Raw genomic sequence first — 12281 nt, 5'->3', positions numbered from 1 at the left:
CAATATTTCTGTTTAGGCTTCGTTATAAATGGTGCCGTCCCAGCCTGCGCGAGAATGACGAAAGAGTCGAACTGCTGATTTTATACTGGCTACTGATTACAAGATACATACTCTCCACCAGTTGGCGTATTCGGGCACTTCTCCATGGAACTCATTGTTTTAAAAATAATTTGACCCACGGGGTGCGTAATCCAAGTATGAGCATATCCATCAGATACCCAGATATTTTTTGATTCTGTAGGATCATTCTCTAAATCATAAACCAATGGAAAAGCAGGTTTATAGCTTGGACCATCTGTTTTATTAACGTATTGTGTATGAAATTTAAAATTCTTCCACTTAACAGCATAAATTTCTTTACCAACAAATTGCACTACGTAATCTCGCGGTGAATTTTTGGTGTTACCTAAAATAAACTCTGATTGATCAATTGAATCAATAACACGATCTGTTGGTACTTTAGCTTTATTGCCTGTCAATTGCGCAATGGTACTGTACCAATCTAAATCACTGACTATTTCATCGGTTGTTTGTCCTGATTTTACTTTCTTTCCATAGCGCATGAAGGCAGGAGTTCGCATACCTCCTTCGAATGCCGTAGATAAACCGCCTCGCCAATGTCCATTTGAACCAGAATATGCTTGTCCTTCTTTTTTTGCTGGTCCATCACCATATATCATAGTGCCATTATCGCCGGCTACTATAAAAATGGTATTATCAAGCATTCCTTTGCTCTTAAGTGCTTTTGCTATACGACCTATTTGGTAATCAACATCCAGTTTAGTATCTTCATAAAGTCCAGCGCCAGTAGCTTCTGAAAATTTAGGGTTTACATCTAAAGGAGGATGAAAAGAAGCAAATGCAACATAGGTATAAAACGGCTTATTGTCATCAATTTGTTCATTTATCCATTTAATGGCTTTAGTGGTTATTGTATCGTCATGCATCATTTTAATACCCCTATCAAATACAACGACTTTTTCAGATTTTTTACCTTTTTTACCTTGGTAAATATATGGCGTTTCCATTTTTGCTAACTCCCACCCTTTAGAAGTAGTGAATGCTGCATCATTCGATGAATGAAGAAAACCCCAAAACTCATCGTAACCTTGATTATGGGGACGGCGTTCTTCTCGGCTGCCAATATGCCATTTACCGTACATTGCTGTAGCGTAGCCACTATCAGCAAGTAATTCAGCTATAGTGTATTCTTCTGGCGCAAGACCATCCATTTCCGTATTAAAAAGAGGAACAGAGTCTGTACCACTTCGAATAGGCAAGCGACCAGTATGCATCGCAGCTCGAGAAGGTGTGCATTGATTTTGAATATTGTAGTTTTGGAACTTAATTCCCTCATTAGCAAGCTGATCTATATTAGGCGTTGGTGTTTCTCCGCCGTTATATGAAACATCTCCCCACCCCCAGTTATCAATCATAATATAAATAACATTAGGCTTTTCTGCTGCCTGAGTTGTTATAGCGAAGAGCGCTAATCCACTTATCACTACGAATTTATTTATTAGATTCATTATGTGTCCTTAATTTATGTTTGATAACATGCTTTCCTAAAACGTAAATGCAAAAGAAGCAAAAATATGGTTACCTTCAATTCGGTTTTCTGCTTTATATTCATGTAACCATTTAAAAATATAGCTTACAGACATTTCGTTAATGGTAGTTGACCACAAAACAGCGGGGCCAATGCCAGCCGCTCTCCCTTTATAACTACCTAATGTAGCTCCTGAACCTGAATCAGCTGAAGTTTGTTTCAAGTAAAACCCTTGTATACCTATAGCAAATGAATCTGATAAGAATTGATTAAACATATAATCAATATGTAGTTCATTTCCTGATTGATAACTGGTGTCAGAGTTTTCTGTGTTATGGGTATAACCAATATTGACTGAGTAATCTTGGCCAGTAGTTAAGTTAAAATAATTAGCCGTGAAATTAGTATCGAAAGTCCAATAATTTAAACCTGGGTTTAAAGTTTCACTTGTACTGTAACTAGCCGAAGGTGTTACTATATATTCGCCTAAAGTGAAATTTAAATTATCGTAATTCCAAAAGAAAATAGCTGGTACGATAGTTATATCACCTAGGTCAGTTACCTCATCTGATACCCTGTTGTCATTGATATTGGCTTTTACTTTAGCTGTAGGGATGGGTAAAACAGCACCAAACGCATACTGACCACCAAATAGCTCTATATCAGGGTTATAGACGAGCGTTGTAAGGTTCACCGCAAATGTTAATTCGGTTCCTAACTCTAATGTGCCGTTCCTTAAAGTAACGTCAGCATCAGCATTATAATAATAAAAATCATTTCTTAGTGACCAAGGTGTGCTTGGCGCCATTCCTGCAGCAAAATCCCCATAGGAACCTGGAATATAATTACTATATCCACCTTCTGCAGCATAAACTCTGCCTAACAAAAGAAAAGTGATGAGTAACGTAAATCGTATAACCTTAATTGACAGAGGAGAGTTAAGTAGAAAACGTTTTGAGGATATTAGCGATAGATAGAGTATGTCCCGAAACATAAAAGCCTGTCATGTATTGTTGAGTGTTTTGTTAATCAGTGTGTTATTAATCATAGTAAACATTTTACTGAAAACAACTATTCATATTGTATATTGGAGTAAGCATTTTTCTGCGAACTTATTGAGTCTCTTATAGTTATCCCATTGCATTTTTAAATGTTGAAGGAGCATTATTTCCAGGTAAAATCCGATAAGCTATATTAAGCCGATAAATTTTAAAATATTCGAACATACTTATATCTAAATATAATTTAAAACTCTGTTGAAGAGTTCTTGCTGATTCACTATCTAACTGAGGAACCACGAATAGTGCAGGGGAGAGAAAGTATTGGTGAAAGTGCGTTAAGAATTTAGCCAAACGGCAAATACAAAAAGTCTCTACATTTCTGTCGAGGATTCGCTATGAATGGTGCCGACTGCCTGCGTATGAGCCGAACGGTTGTAGTTCGATATTTTGAAGACGAAAAAAAACCTTAGTGTTTAAACTAAGGTTTTTTAATGAATGGTGCCGACTGCCGGAATCGAACTGCCGCTCTTATACTGGCTACTGATTCAATCAGTAGGCCTGTTCATATAAGTATTTTAGACAAATAAAAAAGCCCTGACAAAAGTCAGGGCTTGTTTATGAATGGTGCCGACTGCCGGAGTCGAACTGGCGACCTACTGATTACAAGTCAGTTGCTCTACCAACTGAGCTAAGTCGGCACACAAAACTGTGTGCGATAGTCAAACCAAATCTAAAACTTAGGTTATCGTATCTTGGCACCGAAACAACAAATAATCATTGTCTCTGAAATTAATGGTGCCCCGACCCGGATTTGAACCAGGGACACGCGGATTTTCAATCCGCTGCTCTACCAACTGAGCTATCGGGGCGCTTCGTTTGACTAAGCTTTTTGGCTTTGCCTTGAAGACGGGCGCTATTAGACTGTTTTTCTGTTATTCAGTCAACTACTTTTTTAAAAAAAATGTTTGTTTGGCTATTTTTAATCCAATCTATCTGTTTATTGACCAAAACCAGACGATTATTTAGCGTTTTGTTTACAACGTAAAGTGTTTGGAAAAAATAAAGGCGACTATTAAAGTCGCCTTAGGAAGTGTCAAAACAGTAAAAATAAATCGTATTGCTACTATTAAACAGGTATTTTACTTTTTCTCTGGCGTATAACCTTCGATTTCTGGTTCTTTGCCTTCAAACAAAAACGCAACCATAGTTGTTTCTAAAAACTTTCTGTCTTCAGGATTCATCATCGACAACTTATGCTCATTAATTAGCATGGTTTGTTTTTTCTGCCATAAGCCCCAAGCTTCTTTACCAATGTTATCGAAAATGTTCTTTCCAATATCACCCGGGTAAAATTGAAAATCTAAACCATCATCTTCTTTTTGGAAATGCTTACAGAATACTTTACGGCTCATAATTGTGTCTCTTTGATTGGTTGTTCAATAATACTTTCATTAATTAATGATAATAAGGTCTTACTTGATGCGGCTAATCCTACATTAGCACCATGTTGCAGATGGTACCAAAGCTGTTGTGCATTTTCATTAATAATTACGTTATTTGCACTGGTGTTAATATTTTCAATATTTACTTTTAGCGGCTTAATATCTAAATGAAAATGAGAAAATGTATGCCTAAAGCCATTTAATTCAGTTTTACTTGTTATATTAAGGCCTAGTGATTGCGCAAGTTTAGCTAGTTCATCAATATCTTGTATCTCAAAAAAGCTCCATAACCCACCCCAAATACCTGACGATGGTCTTTTATACATTAATACTGAATCATCGTTCGTAAACATAACCGTAATGGTTTGTTTAACCGGCTTTTCTTTTTTAGGTTTTTTACCCGGGAATTCAGTTTGTTTTTCATGAAAAAATGCTTGGCAATTTTCTTTAAGCGGGCATTCTGTGCAACTTGGTTTGCTGCGGGTACAACGCATAGCGCCTAAATCCATCATTGCTTGATTAAAGTTGGCTACACCTTTTTCAGGCGTCAGTTTTTCAGATAACAGCCACAACTGTTTATCGAAGGCACTTTGGCCTGGGTATCCTGAAACCATATGGTATCGAGCTAATACTCGTTTTACATTACCATCTAGAATAGGGTGGTGTTGATTAAGAGCCAAAGATAAAATTGCGCCCGCAGTGCTTCTGCCTATACCTGGAAGAGCTATCACTTCATCAATATTTTCAGGAAAAACACCGTTATATTGATCACGTATTATTTTTGCCGCTTTATGCAAATTACGAGCTCGCGCGTAATAGCCAAGCCCTGTCCAGTGATGCAACACTAAATCTTCATCGGCATTGGCTAAATCTGTAATTTTAGGAAAGCTGTTCATAAAGCGTTGGTAAAAGGGGATAACAGTAGCAACTTGGGTTTGTTGCAGCATTACTTCTGAAATCCAAACACTGTAGGGAGTTTTGCTTTGTTGCCAAGGTAAGTGTTTACGGCCTTGGCTAGTAAACCAAGTTAAGACATTTTCACTAAAAGACATGATGATCATTATTGTTATTTTACGGCTATAACCGCGAGTGTAGCGTTTTTAGCTTGGTTGATCCACGACAAATAACTTTGCCTTTGTGACGAATAAAACTTGGCAATTTATCTATTTAGCACTATTCTTCGCTCCATACTGCACATTACGCCTTATCAACACTGTTGGATGAGGTGTAGATGATTTTTATTTATACATTTATTAAGGTTTATCATGACAGAAAAAGTAAGCAACCGTAGCCGCCGTTTACGTAAAAAAATGCGCGTAGATGAGTTTCAAGAACTAGGCTTTGACTTAGCATGGCAATTTACTGAAGGCACTACCGATGAAGCTATTGACGAGTTTATGGATAAATTTTTTGATGAAGTTATCGAACCAAACGGTTTAGGCTTTGGTGGTGAAGGTGATTTAATTTGGCACGGTCTAGTATGTACTCAAAAATTGGGTAAATGTACTGATGAGCATCGTAAAGCTGTTGAAGCTTGGTTAACAAATGCTGGCGCTAAGTCTGTAGCAGTATCTGAGTTATATGATGTTTGGTGGGCTTAGTACCCATTAAGTTAGAAAAAAGGGCTTTTGTAAGCCCTTTTTTTTCCTCTATTATTTCATGCATGATTGCATTACTGTAATTGCTAAGCAATTAATGAACGTGGTATTATCCGCGACCTTGTATTCGGTATGAAGCATTTTTCGACCAAACTAAACGATTTTATGAGTAACTCTATGAGCAACGATACGCCAAACGACAAACAACCTAAACAACAGCACAAAACCATTGAACAAGCACAGGCGGAAGGTAAGTACATTCGTAAAGTGCGCAGTTTTGTTAAGCGTGAAGGTCGATTAACGAAAGCCCAAGCTCGTGCTTTAGATACTCTGTGGGATACTATGGGGTTAAACCATAGCGACGGCATGATAGATGCTAAAACATTATTTGGTAATGATAATCCGATTACGTTGGAAATTGGCTTTGGTATGGGTAAGTCGTTAGTTGCGATGGCAAAAGCTGCACCAGAGATAAATTTTATCGGCATAGAAGTACATCGCCCAGGCGTTGGAGCATGTTTAGCAGAGGCCGAAGCTGAAGGTGTAACAAACTTAAAAGTGTATGAACATGACGCCATTGAAATATTAGCTGATTGTATTCCAAAAGGGACGATTGACACTGTGCAGTTATTTTTCCCTGACCCTTGGCATAAAGCCAAACATCATAAACGTCGTATCGTAAAGCCTGAATTTATCGAAAGTATTCGCGGTGCGTTAAAAGTTGACGGTGTGTTCCATATGGCAACCGACTGGGAAAACTACGCGGAATGCATGCTCGAAGATATGAAAACAGCTCCTGGGTTTAATAACTTATCTGAAACTCAAGATTATGTACCTCGCCCTGATTCACGTCCATTAACCAAATTTGAAAACCGAGGTCAAAATTTAGGTCACGGTGTATGGGATTTGCAGTTTAATAAAATAGACTAGTAAAAATCTAATGCCATAAATGGCAGGTTGTATTCTTTAGACATAAAAAAGCCCCAGCTCATAAGAGCTAGGGCTTTTTTTATTGATTTATATTTGAATTATTTATGGATCCAAGTATTAATAACGTTTTCAACAACTGGTGTGATTGAGAACGTGATCATGTAATCAGGAGTGTATAGATCATTCTTTTCTACGTAATAGTCAAAGTCCATACCAAACTTCCAAGCGCGGCCGCCTAAAATCGTTGTTTTACTGACCGTAAAGTTAACCGGTAATGTTAACTTGTCATCTTCAATCTCGTGATTATATTCAACTTTTGGTGCAGAGCCCCAAGTCCAACCACCTTGCTCAATGTTTATCCACATTAATTGTGAAGAGGTAATGCTCATTTTACCGGCGTCACCTAAATCACCTTCATCGACACTTTCAAGGTGGGATGTATATGCACCTATAAGACTGGTACCATCTGGCGCGAATTTACCATAGAAAAGAGAAGGACCAACAGCGGTTACTTGACCCGCATTAATGTCTGAGCTGCCAGTAGGTAATGAACCTACCATACCAAAAGCCATTAAAGTTGTTGGATCTGCTTGCTTTGGTGCGAATACTAAATCGAAGCCAATATCACCAATTCCAGATTCACCAGAGCGGTCATCATGAATAATTGGAACTGCAGGTCGAAAAATAACTTTGTCGCCACTGTCCATTGTGAACGGTAAAGATGGCTGGAATAACGTAAGTTTAACTTCGCTGCCATCGTCATACGACTTGAATTGGTTTTTGAATGTCATACTTGCCATAGCAGTATTTGGGTTTGCAAGCTCTTTTGCTGCTTCGTCAGCGGTTACTTCTTTGGCAATTGTATTGCCACTAGTAAGTATTGCAACCATTATTGCTGCAGTTAATAGTTTGTTCATTTGCATAGGAGGTTACCTGTAAACTTGTCATATTAATTAAGTTGGGCGTATCTTAGTTGTAAAAATAGACAAATACTATATCATTTTACGCCAAGACAAAGTTTTACAGGTTGTTGTTTTATATGTTAAATAATTGTAATTTTATGTTTTCAGGCTTTGGTGATTTGTTAATCGGGTAGGTTGGTTGAACTGTTTTTAACAAGTTTGCCAAATAAGCTAACAGTACAAAGAGTGAAAAAAGGGGTAAAAATTACCCCTTTAAAAATTTATCAATAACTCTTGTGATGCTAATTAAAACCAATTATTCATCACATTTTCTACAACTGGTCCTACAGTAAACTCAATCATCCAGTCTGGACCAAACTCTTCATCGTGCTCAACATAGTAGTTCAGACCAACACTAAATTTCCAGGCACGATCGTTAAGCATTACAGTTTTACCAACAGAAAGGTTTACTGGAATAGTCCATTGGTCAGCTACGTGATCATAGGCAATATCAGGACTTGTACCGATGTTATAACCACCTCCTGGAAGGTAAACGGCAATTACTTTAGTATTTGTGCGGCTTACATCAATATCACCGCTTACATCCCATACGTGAGAAGAATGAACACCTAACACAGACGTTTTTCCTAGTTGAGCAACAATAAACTCAGGACCGAAAGCAGTTGTTTCACCCATACCTAAATCTTTGTCGCCAGTTGGTAATGAGGTTAGGGCACCTGCGCCCCAAATCATGCCTGTTTTAGTTGCGCCGCCGTACATCAAATCGAAACTTATATCACCAAGACCGGTTTCAGATTCCCAATTGCCATTACTGTCAATGCCGGTATGCAAGTCAACCATTAATGGGATTGCCGGGCGGAAAAACATCATGTCACCGTTGTCTAATGTAAATGGCATCGCCGGTTGAAAAACAATGGTTTGGTTTGCTTGCCCCGTTTTCATTTCCTGATACTGATATTTAAAGTTTAATGTTGCATTTGGGTTGTTTGGATTTGCTAATTCTTTCGCCATTTCGTCAGCTGATTTTTTGTCAGAAGCTAAAGCCGGTGCTGAAGCTAAAACTGCAGTTAATGCGATAGCAGAAATTTTACGTACAAGTTTCATCTATATTTCCTTAGAGCATGTCTGTTGGACAAATTAATTGCGAGGATTATAGAGATTAGATGTTGTAAGTGTGTATCATTTTACGCCATTACATGCGATTGCATACGATTACATTATTACATATCAAATCGTTGAAAAATAAGGTCATTTTGATTAGAGGTGGTTATTGATGGTCTTAAAAAATTAATTTGATTGGAGGTGTTTAGCTATGCTGTTTTCTATATTGGCTTGGCGACATTGTAGTGGCAGCGCGAAAGGCACGGCTAAAGTTATTATAGTGATTGTAATGCAGGCTTTCGGCAATATCTGAAATTGTATAGCGGCCATCTTTAAGGAGTTGCTTTGCTTTGTTAATCCGCAATAGCTCAATTAATTTTCGATAAGTAAGTCCTCTATCGTGTAAGTAACGTTGTAAGCTGCGCTCACTTACTCCTGTGATCAGTGCTGCTTGTGGTAAGGAGGGTATAAAACCCTGTAAATATGGGGTTAGGACTAGGGTAAGTTCGCCAATAATATCATCGCGATAAACAGGTAAGTCTGAACGTTTTATTCCTGTCGCTTTAGGTGCTTTATTTAATATTTCTTGTTCAACAAGTATGCGGTTACTACTGTGATTTAGATACAACTGCGCCTCGCTTACATAGTCATGCTTAAGCAAACTAGGAATATCTGAGGTTAGTCCAACTTCTTTTGGAAGCCATTCACTGGCAGTATAGTAACGAACTATTTCAATGAACGTTGCGATAAACATTTGTTCAAACGTATGAAATTGAGTGTCTGAATATTGACGCTGACTAAAGCAAAACCAAAGGCCCGATGGAGAGCTTTCAAAATACATTTCAGCGTTATTCGCAGAATCGTTATTGAGTTCAATAAAGCCTTTTAAAGCATCTTCAACGGTGTCACTATTGGCTGCAATATAGTTCAGATAATGGCTAATGTGATGGATTTTAACTTTAGTAATTAAATCAAAACCAAAATCAATAATGCCAATTTCTTCTTCTATAATTCTAAACATTCTTCGAATGCAAGCCCAACTGATCACCGCATCATCTTTTGAGGTAGCTGTCTTCGGGAACATGGCTTTCTCAAAAGTCTGTTCAACGTTTATTTTATGCTCATGTAGTAAATCTCTAACTGGCTTTAATACCCAGGAAGACATAAAAAAAACATTTTTCATCAAAAATACCTCGAAAAATGATCAGTTACGGTGCGTGTTAGAAAAATTTTCAACTTGCTGCCAAACCCTAAATACATTACCTGAAAGGATTTTTTCTATGTCCTGCTCGCTATAGCCTCGCTTTAATAAGCCATCAATAAGGTTAGGGTAGCTAGATACATCTTTTAAGTTGATCGGCAAACTATCACCCACACCATCATAATCAGAGCCAATACCAACATGATCAATACCTATAAGGTTAACTACGTGATCAAAATGATCTAGAACATCATCTAATGATGCAAATGGAAATGGCGAATTACTGAGGTATTCTTGTTTAAATGCTTTAACTTCATCGCTATTAGGCGTTACTGTGTTTTGCGTCATAAATTCATTCAATTTTACTTTATATGTATTTCTGTGCTCTAAAGCAGCTTGCGAAATAAAACCTGAGCCAAAATTTATTTGAATTACGCCACCGTTTTCTTTTAACTTGAGCAACATATCATCACTCATATTTCGTTCAAAACCTGGTGTAAATTTTCGAACCGAAGAATGAGAGGCTATAACAGGTGCTTTAGTTATACTCATGACTTGATAAAAAGCATCATCAGAAATATGTGATACATCTATCATCATCCCAATGTGGTTCATTTCTTTAACTAAGCTTTTGCCAAAATTTGTAAGGCCGCTAGCTGGTCGTAATGGGTCGTATGAAGAGTCTGATATATGGTTTGTTTTTGAATGGGTCAAAGTGATGTAACGCACACCTCGGTTATAGAAATGTTGCAAGTTTTCTATTTTGCCTTCAATCGGACTACCGTTTTCCATACCCATTGGCAGAGAAATTAAACCTTGTTGAAAGTGTTTTTTCACATCACTGACGCTGGTAGCGATAGCAAATTTTTCAGGTGCACTATTTACAATAGATTCAACCGAATCAATTAATTTGTCGGCGAGTTGTTTCGAACCGCCATTTAGCTCAAACGCGGCTGGAATATAAATAGACATAAACGGCGCATTTAAGCCGCCGGCTTTTGCTCTTGGATAATCAAAGTCTCCATCGGCAGTGGCTTTAGTTACATCATCCCATTTACCTTCCAGGCGGTAGGGGACATCAATATGACCATCAATAATGATGTACTTTTGCGCAAGTTGTTCACCGCTCATTGCTACTTCAGTTTGCTTGATGCTTGGCTCTGAACACGCAAGTAAACTTGATATACAAACAGCCAGAGCACTGACTTTAAAAGAAATATTGATCACATTACTACCTATATAATATTTTTGATGTCTCTACATTACTACACAAACTCAATTAAAACTTATATCTCTAAAAATAAATTTTATTAAAGTGAATAATCGTTCACTGTACATAATTCGCGCCAAACCAAATTGTATTATTTTGTTCAGAATATGAAAACTTAGCGCTAAATTTGATAGGATGCCGACCTAATCATTATTTAGCGGTAAAATATGTACGATTATATTGTTGTAGGTGGTAGCCAAGCGGGACTCGCAATGGCTTACAATTTAAAAAAGCTGGGTGCGCGTTTTCTCATTGTCGATAGTGGCGAGCAAGTTGGAAGTGCTTGGCTAAATCGTTGGGACTCTTTAACGCTATTTACGCCTAAGCAATATAATGGACTACCAGGTCTAAGTTATGAAGGCCCTAATGAATACCCTACTAAGTATGATGTTGCCGCATATTTAACTAAGTATGTATCCACATTTGAATTACCTTTGCAACTCGAAACCAGAGTTGATGCATTACATAAAACTAATAACCACTATGTACTAGATACTTCAATGGGCGAACTTCACTGTAAAAATGTGGTTGTTGCTACTGGGCCATTTCATACGCCATTTATACCTGATTTTGCTGAAAATTTAGGTGCAGGTATAACCCAACTTCACAGCTCAGAATATAAAAATCCTAAGCAGTTACAACAAGGGGACACCTTGGTTGTTGGCGGTGGTGATTCAGGGGTGCAAATATTATCCGAGATAGCAGATAGCGGTTGTCAGTGTTATAGCTCAGGCATAAGTAACCTTTCTTCATTGCCGCAATCATTTTTAGGCAAGACATTGTGGTGGTGGTTAAAAACTACTGGTGTATTGTCATTATCAAAATATTCGTTTTTAGGTAAGCAAATCGCAAAGCGAATGCAGCCTGTTATTGGCACGAATGTAAAGAAACTACTTGCCAGAGATAATGTTCAACAAGTAGGTCGTACAATATCAGCAAAATCTAATTCAATTGCATTTACTGATGTAGAACTTGATAGCATTAAAAATATTGTTTGGGCAACGGGATATAAGCCTGACTTTACTTGGCTTGGCAATGTGAAATTAGATGAACATGGTTACCCTGAAAATCATCGTGGCGTGTCTTCTGTTCAAGGGTTGTATTTTATTGGCTTGCCTTGGATGCATACGCGTGGCTCGGCAACTTTGGGCGGAGTAGGAAAAGATGCAGAATACTTACATCAATACATCTCCAATTTAGCCATTACAACGGACAATGTTCCCGTTGGAAACTTTGCCTAGGAAGCTTTAGTTTCGAATACGTAGC

Annotated in this window: 11 protein-coding genes and 2 tRNA genes; 3 read left to right on the top strand and 10 right to left on the bottom strand. The window is 37.8% G+C overall.

From position 1 onward, the window contains the following. Positions 1-89: 89 nt before the first annotated feature. The 6 genes from RI845_RS11700 to mutY all read right to left on the bottom strand — a co-directional run bounded on the left by RI845_RS11700 (position 90) and on the right by mutY (position 5044). Positions 90-1529 carry a sulfatase-like hydrolase/transferase gene (locus tag RI845_RS11700; RefSeq protein ID WP_348386344.1) on the bottom strand — a complete coding sequence of 480 codons (1440 nt, stop codon included), beginning with the start codon at positions 1527-1529 and terminating at the stop codon, positions 90-92. A 36-nt stretch (positions 1530-1565) separates the two neighbouring features. Beyond that, positions 1566-2357 (bottom strand): SphA family protein, encoded by a 792-nt coding sequence (locus tag RI845_RS11695; protein WP_348386343.1) that lies wholly within the window; start codon positions 2355-2357, stop codon positions 1566-1568. Positions 2358-3172: 815 nt separating this feature from the next. Further along, a tRNA-Thr gene (locus RI845_RS11690) sits at positions 3173-3248 on the bottom strand. Positions 3249-3343: 95 nt separating this feature from the next. After that, positions 3344-3419: transfer RNA gene (locus RI845_RS11685), tRNA-Phe, on the bottom strand. A 270-nt stretch (positions 3420-3689) separates the two neighbouring features. Continuing rightward, entirely contained in the window at positions 3690-3962 is a 273-nt protein-coding gene (locus RI845_RS11680) for an oxidative damage protection protein (RefSeq protein WP_348386342.1), read from the bottom strand. Continuing rightward, complete coding sequence (mutY, locus tag RI845_RS11675) at positions 3959-5044, bottom strand: A/G-specific adenine glycosylase (RefSeq protein WP_348386341.1); 1086 nt, start codon at positions 5042-5044, stop codon at positions 3959-3961. Before mutY ends, RI845_RS11680 begins: the two co-directional genes overlap by 4 nt. Positions 5045-5257: 213 nt before the next feature. On the opposite strand from mutY, the gene RI845_RS11670 reads away from it, so the two are divergent. Together RI845_RS11670 and trmB are read left to right on the top strand one after the other, a co-directional pair. Then, the gene (locus tag RI845_RS11670) at positions 5258-5593 is read left to right on the top strand and encodes a YggL family protein (protein ID WP_348386340.1); all 336 of its coding nucleotides are present in this window, start codon (positions 5258-5260) and stop codon (positions 5591-5593) included. Between the two features lie 174 nt (positions 5594-5767). Then, on the top strand, positions 5768-6520 hold the full coding sequence (trmB, locus tag RI845_RS11665) for a tRNA (guanosine(46)-N7)-methyltransferase TrmB (RefSeq protein WP_348389541.1): 753 nt from the start codon (positions 5768-5770) through the stop codon (positions 6518-6520). A gap of 98 nt (positions 6521-6618) precedes the next feature. Here the strand turns inward: trmB and RI845_RS11660 are convergent, their stop codons facing one another. The 4 genes from RI845_RS11660 to RI845_RS11645 all read right to left on the bottom strand — a co-directional run bounded on the left by RI845_RS11660 (position 6619) and on the right by RI845_RS11645 (position 10963). Further along, positions 6619-7437 carry a hypothetical protein gene (locus tag RI845_RS11660; protein WP_348386339.1) on the bottom strand — a complete coding sequence of 273 codons (819 nt, stop codon included), beginning with the start codon at positions 7435-7437 and terminating at the stop codon, positions 6619-6621. A gap of 291 nt (positions 7438-7728) precedes the next feature. Continuing rightward, positions 7729-8547: a hypothetical protein gene (locus RI845_RS11655; RefSeq protein ID WP_348386338.1), complete on the bottom strand. Its 819-nt coding sequence runs from the start codon at positions 8545-8547 to the stop codon at positions 7729-7731. A 202-nt stretch (positions 8548-8749) separates the two neighbouring features. Continuing rightward, positions 8750-9727, bottom strand: a complete 978-nt coding sequence (locus RI845_RS11650) for a helix-turn-helix domain-containing protein (protein WP_348386337.1) — start codon at positions 9725-9727, stop codon at positions 8750-8752. 21 nt (positions 9728-9748) lie between these two features. Continuing rightward, positions 9749-10963: a dipeptidase gene (locus RI845_RS11645; protein ID WP_405054127.1), complete on the bottom strand. Its 1215-nt coding sequence runs from the start codon at positions 10961-10963 to the stop codon at positions 9749-9751. Between the two features lie 219 nt (positions 10964-11182). Here RI845_RS11645 and RI845_RS11640 point away from each other — a divergent pair, with 219 nt between their 5' ends. After that, complete coding sequence (locus RI845_RS11640) at positions 11183-12256, top strand: flavin-containing monooxygenase (protein ID WP_348386336.1); 1074 nt, start codon at positions 11183-11185, stop codon at positions 12254-12256. Positions 12257-12281 lie beyond the last annotated feature (25 nt).

The organism is Thalassotalea nanhaiensis (genome assembly GCF_031583575.1).
In the GTDB taxonomy this organism is placed as follows: domain Bacteria; phylum Pseudomonadota; class Gammaproteobacteria; order Enterobacterales; family Alteromonadaceae; genus Thalassotalea_A; species Thalassotalea_A nanhaiensis.
Note: the sequence above shows the minus strand (reverse complement) of the source record. Positions and strands in the feature narration are given on the sequence as shown.

Bases quoted from the DNA above. Each gene is read 5' to 3' on its own strand.
- RI845_RS11700 (WP_348386344.1), bottom strand. From the start codon at position 1,529: ATGAATCTAATAAATAAATTCGTAGTGATAAGTGGATTAGCGCTCTTC.
- RI845_RS11695 (WP_348386343.1), bottom strand. From the start codon at position 2,357: ATGGCGCCAAGCACACCTTGGTCACTAAGAAATGATTTTTATTATTAT.
- RI845_RS11680 (WP_348386342.1), bottom strand. From the start codon at position 3,962: ATGAGCCGTAAAGTATTCTGTAAGCATTTCCAAAAAGAAGATGATGGT.
- mutY (WP_348386341.1), bottom strand. From the start codon at position 5,044: ATGTCTTTTAGTGAAAATGTCTTAACTTGGTTTACTAGCCAAGGCCGT.
- RI845_RS11670 (WP_348386340.1), top strand. From the start codon at position 5,258: ATGACAGAAAAAGTAAGCAACCGTAGCCGCCGTTTACGTAAAAAAATG.
- trmB (WP_348389541.1), top strand. From the start codon at position 5,768: ATGAGCAACGATACGCCAAACGACAAACAACCTAAACAACAGCACAAA.
- RI845_RS11660 (WP_348386339.1), bottom strand. From the start codon at position 7,437: ATGAACAAACTATTAACTGCAGCAATAATGGTTGCAATACTTACTAGT.
- RI845_RS11655 (WP_348386338.1), bottom strand. From the start codon at position 8,547: ATGAAACTTGTACGTAAAATTTCTGCTATCGCATTAACTGCAGTTTTA.
- RI845_RS11650 (WP_348386337.1), bottom strand. From the start codon at position 9,727: ATGAAAAATGTTTTTTTTATGTCTTCCTGGGTATTAAAGCCAGTTAGA.
- RI845_RS11640 (WP_348386336.1), top strand. From the start codon at position 11,183: ATGTACGATTATATTGTTGTAGGTGGTAGCCAAGCGGGACTCGCAATG.